Raw genomic sequence first — 15,864 nt, 5'->3', positions numbered from 1 at the left:
CGGTCGTCCGCGCCTACGATGTCCGGCAGGGGCCTCGATCGCCTGTCTCTGGCCGCATCTCCGGGGAAACAAAGCATTGATGACCTATCGGACCTGTTCGGCCTCGCCGGCAAAACCGCCTTAATTTCCGGATTGAGCCGCGGCATTGGTCGGCCGCTGGCAACGTGGGCGAGGTCGATGAACTGGGCGGTGCCGCGATCTTCCTGGTTTCCGACGCGTCGAGCTTCATGACCGGCCAGATCATCTATGTCGACGGCGACATGACCGGACCCGTATGAGCGCGACTGTTGCTGTCGGGCGCATGGAAGATCGGTCGGCCTCGGGGCCGCCCCGCAAAAGGCAGGGCTCGTCATTTGCACACTCTTATCTTCACCGCTAAGCTCTCTGGCTGGGGTATTTTCCTCAGATCACATTCGCATCCCAAGGATCTCATGACACCCGAAACAGCAACGCGCGAACAGTTCGCCATCGATCTCGCGCGGCGCGCCGGCGCGCTCGGCCTGAAGTATTTTCGCGACCTCGACAGCCTCGCCATCGAGAGCAAAGGTCATCAGGACATGGTCTCGCAGGCTGACCGCGAGGTCGAGCTGTTCATCCGTGCGGCAATGAAAGCCGCCTACCCGACCGATGGAATTGTCGGCGAGGAGCATGCCTCGGTCACTGGATCGAGCGGGCATGTCTGGGTGATAGATCCGATCGACGGCACCGCGAACTTCGTGCGGGGCATTCCGGCCTGGTGCGTGGTCATCGCCTGCGCCAAGGACGGCGACACTGTCGTGGGTGTCATCCACGAGCCCTCTACCGGCGAAACGTTCCATTGCCGCAAGGGCGGCGGCGCTTTTCTCAACGGCAAGCCGATCAGGGCAAGCGCGGCCACCAGCCTGACCGACGGCTCGTTGGGCACCGGCTTTTCCAACCGCGCCGAAATGCAAAACGTCGCAACGCTCATCGGCTTGCTGTTTTCAAAAGGCGGCGTGTTTTTCCGTAACGCATCCGGCGCGTTGATGCTCGCCTATGCGGCCGCCGGCAGGCTGCTCGGCTATGTCGAAGAGCATATGAACGCCTGGGACTGCCTGGCAGGCATGCTGCTGGTGGAAGAAGCCGGCGGCACGATCGTCAAGCCCGACCCAAAGACGGTTCTGGAAAACGGCGCGCTGGTGATTTGCGCCGGCAGCGGTGTGTTCGCCCAGGTTCGCCAGCTCTGCGTGCAATCCTTCAAGCTTTGATCAGAACCGGTCCGCGCTCCGGAAAGCCGATGCCGACGCTGTCGCCTGCCTGAAACGGCGCATCGATATCGTGCGATATTGCAAACACCTGGCCGTGCGGTGTGCCGATGATCAGTTCGAGATGGCTACCGACATAGGTGACCTTTTCGAGCCTGCCGGCGATCGTCCGCGGCGTGCCGGCAGGCCCGATCTCGATGCGGCTCGGACGGACCGCCAGCTTCGCCGGGCCGGCCAGCTGGCCTCGTGCCGGCAATTTCAAGGCCAGCGAACCCAGCCGGACGGTGGCTTCATCGCCTTCTACCGAAACCACCTCGCAATCGAGGATATTGGCTTCGCCGATGAAGTCGGCAACGAAAGCATCGGCCGGCGCGTCGTAGAGTTCGCGCGGCGTGCCGTCCTGCGCGATCACGGCTTTGTTCATGACGATGATCCGGTCCGAAACCGCCAGCGCCTCTTCCTGGTCGTGTGTGACATAGACCACCGTCAGCCCGAGCTTGATCTGGATTTCCCTGATTTCCTCGCGCACGTGCCGGCGCAGCTTGGCGTCGAGATTTGACAGCGGCTCGTCGAACAGCAGCACTTGCGGTTCGAGCACCAGCGCGCGTGCCACCGCCACGCGCTGCTGCTGGCCGCCAGACAGTTCGCTGGGCAGGCGCGCCTCGAAACCGGTCAGGCCGACCAATTCCAGCCCGGCACGGGCCCGAGACGCAGCCTCCTTCTTGTCATGGCCGGAGAAGCGCAAGCCATAGGAGACGTTTTCCATCACCGTCATGTGCGGAAACAGTGCATAGGACTGGAAAACCATGGACACGTCGCGGTCGGTGGCGGGCAGGCGGGTGACGTCTTTGCCGCCTATCAGAATGCGGCCGCTGGACGGCATTTCAAGGCCGGCGATCATGCGCAGCGTCGTCGTCTTGCCGCAGCCGGAGGGCCCGAGAAGGGTCACCAGCTTGCCGGCTTCGATCGCAAGCGAGATGTCGTCGACCGCCGGCATGCTGGCGCCCGGATATGTCTTGGTGACATGGTCGAAGGTTACCGAGGCGGCGTTGCTGCGAATTTCGGCCATCACCCGGCTCCTGCTATTGTGGTCGGGCCGCCGGCCGTTCCGGGCAGGCTGACATTGGTGCGCACGCTCCAGCCGCCGTCGCCCTGCTGGATGCCGCGCCGGCCGATATTGCGGCTGCCGACAAGCAGCTGCATCAAGCCGATTACCATCAGCATGACGACGATCAGCACCGTCGAATAGGCGATGGCGATGCCGTATTCATTGTTCTCGACACGTCCAACGATGTAGCTGGTCGAGAGATCGTAGCGCGCGCTGACCAGAAAGATGACGGCGCTGATCGCGGTCATGGCGCGCACGAAGGAATAGACGAGCGCCGCCAGCATTGCCGATCTCAGCAAAGGCAAGATGACGCGTCTGAAGGTCTGCCACGAGTTGGCGCCAAGCGTCAGCGAGGATTCATCCAGGCTACGGTCGATCTGCGACATCGAGGCGACGCCGGCGCGCACGCCTACCGGCATGTTGCGGAAGATGAACGACAGTACGAGGATGATGCCGGTCCCGGTCAGCTCGATCGGCGGCACGTTGAAGGCAATGATGTAGCTGACGCCGATGACGGTTCCCGGAATCGCGAACGAGAGCATGGTCGCAAATTCGAAGGCGTTCTTGCCGCGGAAATTCTGGCGGACCAGAAGATAGGCGGTCAGAAGCCCGATCCCGGCCGTCAGAGGCGCCGATATCAGCGCGATCTCCATGGTCGTCCAGAAGGAGCTCCATGCCGAGCCCGACCAGTGGATGCCGAATTCGTTCCAGCCGACGGAGAACGCCTTCCGGTAGTGCTCCAGTGTCAGGCTCTGGTCGACCCCCCACAGCTTGACGAAGCTGCCATAGAAGATCACCGTGTAGACCAGTACGGTGAATGCCGTCCACAGTCCGGCGATGACATAGAGCGCGTATGTCAGCCCGGCAGGCAAGCGCGGATGGACGCCGGCGTCGCCCTTGCCGGTGACGGTGGTGTAAGAGCGCCTGCCGATCCAGAAGCGCTGCGCATAAAAGGCGCCGAGCGTGAAGGCCAGCAGCACCAGCGCCAGGATTGCGGCAAGTGCCGCATCGTTCTGCGCGCCGACAATGGCAAAGAAGATTTCTGTCGACAGCACGTCGTAATTGCCGCTCAGCACCAGCGGATTGCCGAAATCGGCCATGCTCTCGATGAAGCCGAGCAGAAAGGCGTTGGCAAGGCCCGGCCGCATCAGCGGCAGGGATACGGTCCAAAAGGTCTGCCAGCGGCTGGCTCGGAGCGTCTGGGAGGCCTCTTCCATGGACGGGCTGACGCCTTCGACGACGCCCATCAGCACCAGGAAGGCGATCGGCGTGAAGGCGAGAACCTGGGCAATGAGCAGGCCGGGAAGTCCATATACCCAGCGTGTCGGCTGGAAACCGAAGAGACCGGCCACGCTCTGCGTCACTGCCCCTGACAGTCCGAACAACAAGATGATGGCAAGGCCGATGACGAAAGCCGGCGTGATGATCGGCAACACGGTCAGGGCGCGGAGCAGCTTGCCGTGGCGGAACCCGGTACGGGTCACGACCAGCGCGAACACCAGCCCCAGAAACATGGTCAGCAGGCCGACGAGCACGGCCAGCAGCAGCGAATTCCAGGCCACGCCGCAGCGGCTGCCGCCGGCAAGACAAGCCAGGCTCCACAGCCGCGAACTGAACAGCTTGGCCAGGAACGCGACAGGCGAGTAGCCGCCGTCGTCGGTCTGCATGGCATTGGCCAGCATCATCAGGATCGGCATGAAGATGAAAATGGCAACCATGGCGACGACAAAGCTGATCGAGCCGACGACGAAGACGTCGCCAGAGACGGCGCCGCGCGCGGCAACACCCAGGGTGAAAAGGAACAGAAAGGCACCGCTGACCAGCAAGGCGCCGTAGCCCATGCCGAATTGGCGGTCGCCAAGTTCGCCGAACAGGCTGGTGAGCCAGCCGAACTGCCAACCGCGCAGCCCGATGGCGAAGCCCTGGAACAACAGCCAGCCAAATCCGGCGGCGCCGACAATGATCAGCAGCCGGCTGAAAACCGGATCGGATTTGGTGCGGCCCCACAGAAGCAGCGGCACCGCCAGCAGCAGGCCGAGCGGCGCCAGCCACAGTTTCTCGCCCTTGAGGGCCAGAACCAGTGCCGGCGCGAATTCGCTGTCGGACGGGTAACCGTCGAACAGCCAGGAAAAGCCGAAGAACCCGTCCTCGATGCCGTACCAGGGCAGCACGGCAAACCCCAGCCATCCGACCGCCATCCAAAGGACGGCGACCGGTTCAATCGGCCAGCGGGTTTCGCGGAAGCGCATCTGCTATTGCGGCAGCGATGCGACCTCCTCCTCCCATTTTTTCAGCAGCCGCTTCCGCTCTTCGCTCGAGCCGTACTTCTTGAAGTCGTAGTCGATCAGCTTGATGGTCGAGAGGTCAGGCGCCTTGGCGGAGGTTTTCGCCGCCTTGTTCGATGGAACCTGGAACGACCCCGCATCCTGCGCCGTGGACTGGACGTCGGCCTCGAGCGCCCAGTCGTAGAATTTCTTCGCGGCTTCCATGTTGCGAGCGCCCTTGATGATCGATTCCGAGCCGATCTCGTAGCCGGTTCCCTCGCAAGGGGTGACCGGAACGATCGGGAAACCAGCGACGACCTGCGACACGGCGTCGTGGATGAAGACGATGCCGATGGTGGTCTCGCCGAGACCGGCGGCCTTGATCGGCGCCGAACCCGACTTGGTGTACTGGTTGACGTTCTTGTGCAGGGCTTTCATGTATTCGAAACCCTTGTCCTCACCAAACAGCTGAACGATGGTCGCCAGCATATTGTATGCGGTCCCCGAGGAATTGGGGTTGGCGACCTGGATGTGCCCCTTGTATTCGGGCTTGATCAGATCGGCCCAGCATTTCGGTTCGGGCAGATTATTCTTGGCCAGCAAATCCTTGTTGTAGCCGAAGCCCAGTGCACCCGAATAGATGCCGACCGTGCGGTAGCCGGACGTTTCCGCCTGCTTGATCGCCCAGGGCTGCAACTGGTTGAGCAGCGGCGATTTGTATTCCACTGTCAGGCCCTCCTCGGCTGCCTGCAGATGCGGATCGCCGGTGCCGCCCCACCAGATGTCTGCCTTTGGGTTGGCGGCCTCGGCGCGCAATTGCGCATAGATTTCGCCAGCGCTCTTGCGGGTCATATTGACGGTGATGCCGGTCTTCTCCTCGAACGCCCGCGCCGTCTGCTGGCACCAGACCTCGTCAACGCCGCAATACATGGTCAGGCTTTCGGCGGACGCCGATGACGACGCGGCCCACATACCGGCGGCGAGGATGCCGGCGCCGAGAATTGCCCTTTTTATCATGTTGAAATTCCTCCCTAAGTTATTTGCCGACTTATGAAACCCAGATACGCGGAAAATTCAAGTTGGAAGGGTACGGCCGCCTTTGCGCCTTTCGCCGACTTCCCGCTCGATATGTTCGACAGGTTGATGCGGATCAATCTTTGCAGTCACCTGGCCGATCGTCCAGCGCTGCTGAATATCCTCAGACGATGGCCCGGTCCCAGCCGCCATAATGCGCAGCGCTGCGCGCGCCGCGCGGCAGGCTGAGCCCGACCAGCAGGGCTCCGATCGCCAGATTGGCGAGGCTCGCGGCCGCACCGCCGGCGAGGATGAACGGAGAGAGGGCAATCCAGGCTCCAAGCGCGATGTTCAGAAAGCGGACGGCGCGCGCCACCTCGGCCATCGCGGTAACGGCTACCATGATGACCAGGCAGCCGATGACATGGTCGCTGAAGTAGAGCGGCGGGCTTGTGCCGAAGCTGAGCGGCGTGATCATCAGCAGGGCGCCGGCGAGCGTGCTGGCGACAAGGGTCCACGGGAAGTTCACACCGCCGGTGATGAAGTCCCGCGCCACTGCCAATAGCGGCAGGTCGAGATCCGGCGTCGGCGTCTGGTCCTCCGAAAGCGCCGGGCCGCCGCACCAGAATGTGCGCCAGAACGGCTCTCCCGCCTGTTTCGCACGCCAAAGATACTGGCAGCTCGCCAGCACCTCGTCGACCGAATAGGGGATGAGCACGACCGTGACGGCAGCCTGGACGATGCAGAGCGTGCACAGCGCCCCGATGAGCGGCGGCTGGATGATGATGAAGCCGACGCTGACCACGCCGAGCGGGACGACCAGCAAGCCGAACAAAAGCACCATCCATGGCATGGTGCGCCAGCGGCGGCGGTCGCCGATCGCGCCAGCGAGGATATCCAGCGCATAGGCGAAGGCGCCCAGCCCGGCATCGGCGATCGGAAAGCCCTTGGAGACCCAGGAGGTGACCACCGCCTCGCTGCCATTGCCGGCCGGCGTTTCGCCCGGGCCGAACAACGGTTCCCAAAGGCCATCGATATGGCCAAGCTGATAGGCGGCGAGATAACGCGAGACGAACAGGCCGACAAAGGCGAGGCCGATTATGGGAATGCGCTGGGTGAAGAGGGAGGGCGAATAGCTCCAGCCGAGCGGGCGGTCGTCATCGGCGGCAAGGGCACGCCGGCTGATACCCGGCGTCGGCGGGATCATCACCGCGAACGCGATGATCAGCATGCCGGCCAACGTGTCGGTCGCGTAGGCTCCGGCGCTGGTGGTCCAGAACAGCAGCGGCGCGAACATCACCCAAACCCCGATCGATGCGGTGATCCATTGCAGCCCGTGCCAGCGCCGGCGCATGCCGACAAGCGCCAGCGACAGGATGGCGAGGCCGGATACAATCTCACTGATGCCGAGCCTGCCGTCGCGTGTCTCCGGCGAGGCGATCTCATGTCCGAGCGCCGGCGGAATCGGTGCTGAAGCTGGATCGAACAGGCCGAGCGTGAAGGGCGACGTCACGAGCCACAGCCCGATCGCAACGTTGGTCAGCGGCGCCCAGAGCGTTGCGGCCCGGTGGCGTTCGGTTTCCGCTTCGACCTCGTCGTCCGAGCGCTCGAGCGGATGCTGCAGCCGTTCGGCGGCCTGGTCGAGCTCGGGCGCGGAAGCGGCGACCGCCGACGGTTCAAGCTTGTTCTTCCTGTACCAGTCGGTGGGATCCGCCTTCAGCCGCCGGATCATTTCCGGCAAGGTAGCGGTCAGGCTGTGCCGCGGCTTCCAGCCAAGCAGGCGCCTGGCGCGGGAGATGTCGATCTCGTAGTGATCGTCGGCGTTCTCGATCATCCATGGCTTGATGTCGGTCTCCTGGTCGAGAACCTTCTCCTGCATCCAGGCACCGAGCTTCGTCACCTCTTTTGGCAGGGACAGGGTCCGCCAGGTTTCGCCATGCAGGAGTTGCCCGATCTGCTTCTGCATGTCGTCGTAGGACGGCGTCTCTTCTTCGCCGATCAGCAGTACGGTCTCGTCGAGAAGCGCGCTGCGCCGGTCGACGGTGCGCACCACGGCGTCGACGAGATCGTCAAGATGCAGGTAGGGCTGGCCGGTGGTGATGTCGCCGGTGAAAAGATAGGCGGTCGGCATGCGCTCGAAAATGCGGGCGATCTGCTGGGCGATGAAGGCCGCGTGACAATCCTCGTCATAGACGCCCGCCAGTCGCAGGATCGCAACCTTGACGTCGCCGTGCTCTTTCAGGATCAGCGTCTCGGTCTCGGCCTTCGATCTCGGATAGGCCCAGGCCGGATCGATCGGAGACTCTTCGTCGATCTTGGTGCCCTTTGCCGGGCTCGGCGCATGCACCAGCAACGTGCTCGAAAACACGAACTGCTCCGTCTCGAGCCCTCTCAGCGCGTTCAGCAGCCGGCGCGTTCCCTCAACGGTCACCGCGCCGTATTTCGGATTATCCTCGCCGGTCGTGTCGTAATAGGCCGCAAGATGGATCACCGAGGCAATGCGGCCGCCGCTCCGCTCGCGCACCTCGGCCAGTGCCTTCGCCACGCTCGCGTCCGAGGTAAGGTCGATCTCGATCGTCTCGACGCCGGGCAAGGATCGTCTGGCAACATCAAGGCCGATGATGTCGTAGCGCTCCATCAAGCCGCGAGCGATGGCTTGGCCCAGAAACCCGCTGCTGCCTGTGATCAGGACGGTGGGACGGGTTTTGCCGGTCATGGCGAATCTCCTTGGCGATAGCCGGGTAGAAGAAGCCGAATGCTTCGGTCGCACACTCGGAACCATGTTCGTTGAGAACGGTTCCCGATGAGGTAGCACCACAGAATGGGTGCGCGCGGCGATCCGTCAGACCGACGGCCATTCGTGCCGGCGGATTGCGTTCGTGCACAAGTGCAGGACTCCCATTGGTCTACCGGCCGCGAAGGGAAGCGACCAGAATGTCGATCAGCAGCTTGCCGCAGCGACGATCCGGATCGCGGTCGGGATCATAGATCGTCACCTCCATCCCAATCACGCGTGGATCGTTGCACCATGTGCGAAGGGCTTCGACAGCTTCGTCGGGCAAGACACCGCCGGCCTCCGGCGATTCGACAGCCGACATGATCTCGCTGTCCAGCACGTCGACATCGAAGTGAACGAATACACCCTCGACGTCCTGCCCTGCGACCGCGTCAAGCGCTATGCGTGCCGCATCGGCGAAGCCGCGCCGCCGCACTTCAGCCAAATCCATCCGGTGAACATCGGTGTCGAAGATGGCCTTGGACGTGTAAGTCGCGGGGTCCTGCACATCGCGATAGCCAAACGCGACTACGTCGGCCTCACGGACCAAAGGAGTGTGCCCGCCGAAATCGGTCAGGAGCGTCGGGCCATGGCCGGTCACGAAGGCCAAATCCATGCCCGCGGCTCCCTTTGACGGCGAGGTATCCGGCAATTTGAAATCGGTGTGCCCATCGAAGAAGATAAGGCCGTAGCGGCCACGACGCCGTAGCGCGAGCGCAGGGCCAAGCAACACACTGCAATCGCCGCCGAGCATGAGCAGGAACCCTCCCGAGCTCAGCTCCTCGTCGACCGCTTCGGCAAGCGTCTTGGAATACTGGCGCAGGGCCTGGGCATTGCGCACGCCCGTCGCAGGATCCACCTCAGGCCGATAAAGCGGAGCCCGAACCGAGTGCAACGGACCGGCGCCCAAACGGTCGGCGAGACCAAGCGATTGAAGTGCCTCCGGCGCCTTCCACACGCCGGGCTCCGGCTCACCCTCTTGCGGCATCAGCCCAAGATTAGAGGGCGCGCCGAGCAAAGCGATATGTCTCGTCTGAGTGGTGGCTCGCGGCATTGTCGTGCTGGCAGCTGAGGTCATGATCAGAGTTCTCCGCGTTATGGGCGATACGCATCATGCTCAAGAAACAGGCTGCGCTTTCCTGACCCGGTCTCCCGCTGCCCTTGCCGCCGAGTACCTCCGGTCGGTGTCACGCGTCAGGCAGCATCGCGAGCGACGAGTATTGCTCGTTCAGCGCCACCGTGTCGTCAGCGGTGATTTCGAAGTCGAAGACGTCGATGTTGTCCCGCGGATGCAGGCTCTGGTTCGCCTTGGGCAGCGGCGTTGTCCCGCGCTGCCGGGGCAGAGCTCGATACCGGTCGTTTGGCCATATCGGATTTCCAGGAGGCGAACTGCCGTCTTTGAACTATGCGTGGTGTGCGCGCGTTCTGGCGGCCTTCTGCGCCGCCGCCTTCCTTCCGCTGGCGCCTTTCGTCTCGGCGGCCTTCTTGGCGGCGGCCGAGCGCTCCTCAGCCGTGCGGCGCGAGGCCGCACGCTTGGCCTGCTGCGCCAGCGCCTCGTGCGACGCCGTGCTCTTCGGCTCGTGCTCGAGCACCTTGGAGACGGCTTTCGAGACCCGCGGGCGGCGTTTCGGCGTGCGTTCACCCTGGCCGGCCTCATAGGCGTATTCGGCGCTTTTGCGCGTGCTCTCCTTCACCTTGCCCTTTTTGGGCGGGGGCAGGTCTACGCCTGCGCGTCTCGCCTCGGAAAGCCCGATGGCGATGGCCTGCTGGGTCGAGCGCGCGCCGTGCTCGCCGCGGCGGATTTTATCGATCTCCTCGTGCACGAACTCGCCGGCCTGTGTGCTCGGCGATTTGCCCTCGCGCTTGTCCTTTCGGGCCTTCTCGATGGCTTTCTTGTCTGGCATTGTCTTTCTCCCACATACGGGTTGCGACAGCCATTCGGGTTGCAGCTGCGCGCGGTCTTATGAGGATCATAACGCGTTGAGGACGCAAATGATCCCGGCACTGGTGATCCAAGCCCCAGCCGTCAGGACGTTGACGCCGATCTGTCCGAAACCAGATGGCGCAAGAACCATCGGCTCGCCAGACCCGCGACTTCGTCCAGGGCGCCAGGCTCCTCGAACAGATGTGTCGCGCCAGGGACGATGGCGAGCTCCTTCTCGCTGCGGAGCGCCGCCAGCGCCGAGCGGTTGAGTGCGATCACTTGCGTGTCCGCGCCTCCGACGACGAGCAAGGTCGGCGCCCGGACGCGCGGCAGGGCGTGCGCTGCAAGATCGGGCCGGCCACCACGCGAAACTACGGCCGCGGCCTGGTCGGGCCGCTCGGCCGCCGCCACCAGGGCGGCACCGGCGCCCGTGCTCGCGCCGAAATAGCCAAGACGCAACCCCGACGTGTCCGGCGAGGCGCCGAGCCAATCCGTGACGCCGACCAGCCGGTCGGCGAGCAGTCCGATATTGAAGCGCAACTCGGCCGTGACCTGGTCGATCCGCTCCTCTTCGGCCGTCAACAGGTCGATGAGGAAGGTGGCGAGGTTCGCCTCGTTCAGCCTTTCGGCCACGTAGCGGTTGCGCGGGCTGTGGCGGCTGCTTCCGCTGCCATGGGCGAAGAGCACAAGGCCGCGAGCAGCCGGGGGCAACGAAAGATTGCCCTCAAGCGCGACAGGTCCCGCGGGAACATGCACGACGTGCTCGCTATCCCGGTCCATATCCACCTCCGCTATGTCGATCTGGTGCCAGGCGCCGGACCCGCGCTCGCGCGCCCAGCCAATTCCTCTTCGGAAGCGGCAGGCTTGTCGGAAGCCGCAGGCTTGGGCACGGACCTGGCGAGGAGCGCGCGGACCTCTTCATCGCTCGTCTGCGAGAAATCCACGTACCAGCGCCCGACACCCAGCAACGGCTCTGGTGTCGTCGCGCAAACGACCTCGTCGGCGTCCGCCCGCATCGCGTCGCAAGTGTCGGGGCTACCGACGGGAACGGCCGCGACAATATGGGCGGCATGGTTTTTTCGCAGCGCCTTGATCCCAGCCCGCATGGTCGATCCGGTCGCAAGCCCGTCATCCACGAGGATAATGGTTCGTCCATTCAACTGCGGTGGGGGTCGCCCGTCCCTATAGAGGTGCTCGCGGCGCAGAAGCTCTTTTTCCTCCTTTGCAGCGACCGCGTCGATGACATGTGGCGGGATCGCGAGACCGTTGACGATTTCGTCGTTCAGGACACGTACACCTGAGGGCGCGATCGCCCCCATGGCCAGTTCCTCGTGACCGGGGACGCCGAGCTTGCGCACGACGAAGACGTCGAGCGGTGCCTTGAGTGCCTGCGCGACCTCGTAGCCGACCGGCACGCCGCCTCGGGGCAGCGCCAATACGATCACATCGTCGCGGCCGGCAAAGCGAACGAGTTCCCCGGCGAGTTGCCGCCCGGCCTCGCGGCGATCTGAAAAGATGATAGCCATGACCTTCAATCCGCGTGCATCTGTTTTCCCGGTGGATGTTTTTTCACCAGCCTGCGGCCACATTCCGTGGGATGGCTGCGGCACCGGTACCATTTTGGAACTCGCTCGCTGCCTGGACGTTCCAAGAATAGTTTCGATCGCGAGGTGCCGGCACCGGCACGCGCCTCAGCGCGGATCGGCAAGATCGAAGATAGTGATCCGTACATGCCTCGTCCGGCCAGCTGGCAATCTAGCGATGCGTGGCAACAGGCCCGTCTGGCGACTTGTTGCCTCAGCAATCAGGGAAAGGAATATCCCATGCAAGTTCAGGAGATCATGAGCCGTCGGACCGAACTGGTCGGCCCGAACACGACAATCAGGGATGCCGCCCGGAAAATGCGTGCCGACAATCTCGGCGCCCTTCCGGTCGGCGAGAATGACAGGCTGGTCGGCATGGTGACGGACCGCGACATCGTGATGCGCGGCGTCGCCGAGGAGCGCTCAGCCGGCAACACGACCGTTCGCGAGGTCATGTCCGAGCATGTCTATTGGTGCTTCGATGACGCCGATATCACCGATGCGGCGAAGATCATGGCCAAGCATCAGGTGCGTCGTCTTCCGGTGATCAATCACGACAAGCGCCTCGTCGGCGTCATTGCCCTGGCCGACCTCGGGCGGACCGATAAGGAAGCCGCCAAAATCGCTCTCGAAGGCGTTTCCGAGGCAACGGACGATCCCCGGCGCTAGACGCTCGCCTGGGCGGTTGCCGCCGTGCTCGCCGTTCTTCTCCATCTGGGCTGAACGCCGCCTGCTCAGGCAGCCTTCAGTTTGGCAACTATCGCGCTTTCACTTCTATGCGGCGTGTCTTGTCCTTTGCAGCGGGGTTCTTCGGAAGCTCGACAGCCAAAATGCCGTTCCTGAAAGTGGCCTGCACCTTGTCGGCATCGATCTCCGCTTCCAGCGGGATGGTCCGCTGAAACCGGCCATAACTGCGTTCGCTGTAGGTGCGGCCGCCTTCGCCTTCCTTGTGCTCCGAACGCTTCTCGCCCGTAATAAAGAGGGTGTTTTCGCGCAGCTTGAGCTCAACGTCCTTCTGCTCGAGCCCCGGCAATTCGGCGGTGACCTTATAGGCTTGGTCTGTTTCATGTACGTCGACGCTCGGCCAAAGATCGCCGGCCGTAGTCGCTTCGGCCATCGGCGCGAAGAAGTCGTCGAACAGGCGGTCAATCTGCCGGTGGAATGACGTGAGCGGGTCGCGCGCGGATGGATAGAGGCTGCGCGATGGCGTCCGGGGCGCCAAATCGTGATGTGCCATGGTTCTTCTCCTGTTTTTTGTGTCTGCATCACTCGTCACCATGTGATCGGCGACGGCAAACAAAACTCGTCCACCCATGAGGATGTTCCGAGTGCCGGCCAAGAAAGGTGGTCGAAAAACAGCGGCAAAAGCCGGCCCGAATTCCCTCATGACGGGACCTCCGACAATAAATGCGCATCAGGACATGTGCGTCGGGGAACAACGGGCAGGTACGGCTGTTTGGTCACATCACCTAGTCGGATTTGAACGGAAGGAGGATTTCGATGAATGCCACCGGACTCGACGTATTCGACAAGACACTGCAGACCACGAACATCTGGCTCGACGAGATCATGGACGAGATTGGACCGGATCGGCAGGTCGCCTGGCACGTTCTCGGAGCGGTGCTGCACGCCCTGCGCGACCGTATGCAGCCGGATCTTGCAGCCCACCTCGGCTCGCAGCTGCCGATCCTGGTGCGCGGCGCCTTCTATGACCAATATCAGCCTTCCAAAGCTCCCGAGAAGATGCGGTCGCTCGACGAGTTTCTGGCCAAGATCAAGGCGGAGCTGGAATTTACCCGTCCGGTCGATTCCAAGGATGCATTCAGGGTCGTGTCCAAGGTGCTCGCCCATCACGTCGGAGAAGGACAGATGCACAAGGTCTGGGAATCCCTGCCAGGCGAGATAAGACGCGTCGCCGAAGCTCAGCAAGCGGCGTGAACGGCGCAGGCGCGGGCTTCTCGGTCGCAACCTCCTTGGGGAAATAGCAATGCCACTCACCCTTATCAGCCCGGCGTTCCGGGCAGGCGGAAGACTTCCAGAAAAATATGCGCGTGACGGCCAGAACGTCTCGCCGCCGCTGAAGTGGTCCGGTGTCCCGGATGGTACCAAGAGCCTTGTTCTTGTCGTGCGGGATCCCGATGCACCAAGCGGGATTTTCGGGCACTGGGCGGTGTTCAACATCCCGCCGGATGCCGGGGGACTAGCCGAGGCCGAAGACGGCAAGCCCGGCCCGTCGGCACTCAGGCAAGGCACCAACGATTTCGGCAATGCCTATTACGATGGTCCGCAGCCGCCTGCAGGGCACGGCGTCCACCATTACCATTTCCTGCTGGCCGCGCTCGATGTGCCGAGCCTCAGCGTACCAGGAAAGGCGGGCGTGCATCAGGTCTGGAAGCAAGCCCAGAAACACGCATTGGAGGAGACGGAGCTGGTCGGAACCTACGAACGGCCGGCCTGACGCGGGCGGCGTCGGTCGCCGCCTTCACAATGTAATCTGGGCAAGCGGTTTTCGGGCAGGGCCGTGGATGACCGAACCGTCGGCCGCGAAGATCGAGCCGTGGCAGGGACAATCCCAAGTGTGGTCCGCATTGTTCCAGGTTACGGTGCAGCCCTTGTGGGTGCAAATGGCCGAAACCGCCTGGAGTGCGCCTTCGGTGTCTCTCCACGCCGCAATCTTTTCGTCTCCCCTGACGATCACGCCACCCGTGCCAGGCGCAATGTCGTGGGTGCTCGAGACGATCGATTGACTGCGGCCGTTCTTGTGGAAGTCCTCGGGATAGGGCCGCGCCGGATCGTAGAGTTTTTGCCAAGGGCTCGGGCGGCCGCAGATCAGGTCGGCGATCATCGCGCCCACGGCCGTCCCGTTGGTGATGCCCCAGGCGTTGAAGCCCGTGGCAATGTGGAAGCCGGCGGCCTTGGCGGGATCGGGCTCGCCGGCATATGGAATCCTGTCGGCCGTATCATAATCCTCATTGCACCAGCGCCACGCGACGTCACCGACCGGAAGGTTCTTTCTTGCCCAGTTTTCCAGTTCGACAAACCGCTTGGCCACGTCGCCGTCCCAGCCGGTGTTGAACTTGGGGCCGAGCGTGACCAGCAGCGGCCTTTCGGCATCATGACCCGTGCGGATGGAATGCGTCGGGTCGTCGATGCCGATGAACATGCCGTCGACAGGGAGGGGATCGTCGATCCGAAAGGCCATGGCGGTGTGGCAGCGCGGTTGCGTCCGGTTCGCCATGCCGACGGGGCTCTTCACCGTCATGTTGGTGGCGACGACGACGTGCCCGGCATCAACGGCGCCGCCATCGGTGACGACGCGCCAGCGGCTTGCCTCGTCGATCGAGGTGGCGCGGCTGTTTTCGAAGATCCGACCGCCACGGGCCGTCACCGCTTCCGCCAGGCCAACCAGATACATCGCCGGATTGAACTGCGCCTGGTCAGAAAACCGTAGCGCGGCGGCCGTTTCGAAAGGCAGCGGCGCGCGGTCGAGGAGATCGGCCTCCAGCCCGACATGGCGCGCGGCCTCCGCCTCGGCCGCTACCTCCGCGCGCCGGCTTTCATCGCAGGTGTAGCTATAGGCGTCCTTGCTCTCGAGATCGCAGGCGATGGCGTAGTTGTTAACCCAGTCGCGGATTTGTCGGGCGCCGGCGGAATTCGCATCGGCATAGGTCTGCGCCAGGTCCAGGCCTAGACTGTCGATGAGATGACGATAGATCAGCGCGTGCTGCGTGGTGATCTTGGCCGTAGAGCGGCCGGTCACCTGTCCGCCCGTGCGCAGGCCTTCGAGGACGACCACCGACCGGCCCGCCTCGCAAAGCCGAAGCGCCGTCGTTAGCCCGACAATTCCAGCACCCACGACAACGGCGTCCGCACGGATTGGACCTTCGAGCTGGGGATAGTTCGTGGAGGTGGCTGCCGCCACCCAACAGCTTCCCGGTTTTCCCAAGAGAATGGCCATTTCAACCGCGTCCC

At 63.4% G+C, this 15,864-nt stretch carries 15 protein-coding genes; 5 read left to right on the top strand and 10 right to left on the bottom strand.

Annotated features, from left to right (window positions below; all coding sequences use genetic code 11):
* Window positions 1–86 precede the first annotated feature (86 nt).
* Together NKI59_RS09275 and NKI59_RS09270 are read left to right on the top strand one after the other, a co-directional pair.
* On the top strand, window positions 87–278 hold the full coding sequence (locus NKI59_RS09275) for an SDR family oxidoreductase (protein ID WP_352703961.1): 192 nt from the start codon (window positions 87–89) through the stop codon (window positions 276–278).
* A gap of 153 nt (window positions 279–431) precedes the next feature.
* Window positions 432–1,226: an inositol monophosphatase family protein gene (locus NKI59_RS09270; protein ID WP_352703721.1), complete on the top strand. Its 795-nt coding sequence runs from the start codon at window positions 432–434 to the stop codon at window positions 1,224–1,226.
* Here the strand turns inward: NKI59_RS09270 and NKI59_RS09265 are convergent.
* The 8 genes from NKI59_RS09265 to NKI59_RS09230 form a co-directional block, all read right to left on the bottom strand.
* Window positions 1,216–2,292 carry an ABC transporter ATP-binding protein gene (locus NKI59_RS09265; RefSeq protein WP_352703719.1) on the bottom strand — a complete coding sequence of 359 codons (1,077 nt, stop codon included), beginning with the start codon at window positions 2,290–2,292 and terminating at the stop codon, window positions 1,216–1,218. The genes NKI59_RS09270 and NKI59_RS09265 overlap by 11 nt on opposite strands.
* Window positions 2,292–4,580: an ABC transporter permease gene (locus NKI59_RS09260; protein ID WP_352703717.1), complete on the bottom strand. Its 2,289-nt coding sequence runs from the start codon at window positions 4,578–4,580 to the stop codon at window positions 2,292–2,294. Before NKI59_RS09260 ends, NKI59_RS09265 begins: the two co-directional genes overlap by 1 nt.
* A gap of 3 nt (window positions 4,581–4,583) precedes the next feature.
* Window positions 4,584–5,612 carry an ABC transporter substrate-binding protein gene (locus tag NKI59_RS09255; RefSeq protein ID WP_352703714.1) on the bottom strand — a complete coding sequence of 343 codons (1,029 nt, stop codon included), beginning with the start codon at window positions 5,610–5,612 and terminating at the stop codon, window positions 4,584–4,586.
* A gap of 181 nt (window positions 5,613–5,793) precedes the next feature.
* On the bottom strand, window positions 5,794–8,325 hold the full coding sequence (locus tag NKI59_RS09250) for an NAD-dependent epimerase/dehydratase family protein (protein WP_352703712.1): 2,532 nt from the start codon (window positions 8,323–8,325) through the stop codon (window positions 5,794–5,796).
* A 190-nt stretch (window positions 8,326–8,515) separates the two neighbouring features.
* Window positions 8,516–9,439 (bottom strand): arginase family protein, encoded by a 924-nt coding sequence (locus NKI59_RS09245; protein ID WP_352703959.1) that lies wholly within the window; start codon window positions 9,437–9,439, stop codon window positions 8,516–8,518.
* A 349-nt stretch (window positions 9,440–9,788) separates the two neighbouring features.
* Window positions 9,789–10,289 carry a DUF6496 domain-containing protein gene (locus tag NKI59_RS09240; protein ID WP_352703710.1) on the bottom strand — a complete coding sequence of 167 codons (501 nt, stop codon included), beginning with the start codon at window positions 10,287–10,289 and terminating at the stop codon, window positions 9,789–9,791.
* 122 nt (window positions 10,290–10,411) lie between these two features.
* Window positions 10,412–11,089, bottom strand: a complete 678-nt coding sequence (locus NKI59_RS09235) for a dienelactone hydrolase family protein (protein ID WP_352703708.1) — start codon at window positions 11,087–11,089, stop codon at window positions 10,412–10,414.
* 11 nt (window positions 11,090–11,100) lie between these two features.
* Window positions 11,101–11,928, bottom strand: coding sequence for a phosphoribosyltransferase (locus NKI59_RS09230; protein ID WP_352703706.1), 828 nt, complete (start codon window positions 11,926–11,928; stop codon window positions 11,101–11,103).
* 222 nt (window positions 11,929–12,150) lie between these two features.
* On the opposite strand from NKI59_RS09230, the gene NKI59_RS09225 reads away from it, so the two are divergent.
* Window positions 12,151–12,561, top strand: coding sequence for a CBS domain-containing protein (locus tag NKI59_RS09225; RefSeq protein ID WP_352458287.1), 411 nt, complete (start codon window positions 12,151–12,153; stop codon window positions 12,559–12,561).
* An 88-nt stretch (window positions 12,562–12,649) separates the two neighbouring features.
* On the opposite strand, the gene NKI59_RS09220 is transcribed toward NKI59_RS09225, so the two are convergent.
* Entirely contained in the window at window positions 12,650–13,279 is a 630-nt protein-coding gene (locus tag NKI59_RS09220) for an Hsp20/alpha crystallin family protein (RefSeq protein WP_352703703.1), read from the bottom strand.
* 113 nt (window positions 13,280–13,392) lie between these two features.
* Between NKI59_RS09220 and NKI59_RS09215 the strand changes: the two genes are divergently transcribed.
* The gene (locus tag NKI59_RS09215) at window positions 13,393–13,830 is read left to right on the top strand and encodes a DUF2267 domain-containing protein (protein WP_023677864.1); all 438 of its coding nucleotides are present in this window, start codon (window positions 13,393–13,395) and stop codon (window positions 13,828–13,830) included.
* Between the two features lie 49 nt (window positions 13,831–13,879).
* Window positions 13,880–14,350 (top strand): YbhB/YbcL family Raf kinase inhibitor-like protein, encoded by a 471-nt coding sequence (locus NKI59_RS09210; RefSeq protein ID WP_352570612.1) that lies wholly within the window; start codon window positions 13,880–13,882, stop codon window positions 14,348–14,350.
* Window positions 14,351–14,374: 24 nt separating this feature from the next.
* Here the strand turns inward: NKI59_RS09210 and NKI59_RS09205 are convergent, their stop codons facing one another.
* Window positions 14,375–15,850 (bottom strand): FAD-dependent oxidoreductase, encoded by a 1,476-nt coding sequence (locus NKI59_RS09205; protein WP_352703701.1) that lies wholly within the window; start codon window positions 15,848–15,850, stop codon window positions 14,375–14,377.
* Between the last annotated feature and the right edge of the window lie 14 nt (window positions 15,851–15,864).

Source organism: Mesorhizobium sp. M0598 (assembly GCF_040320865.1).
Classification (GTDB): domain Bacteria; phylum Pseudomonadota; class Alphaproteobacteria; order Rhizobiales; family Rhizobiaceae; genus Mesorhizobium.
This window is presented reverse-complemented; position numbering and strand designations above follow the sequence as displayed.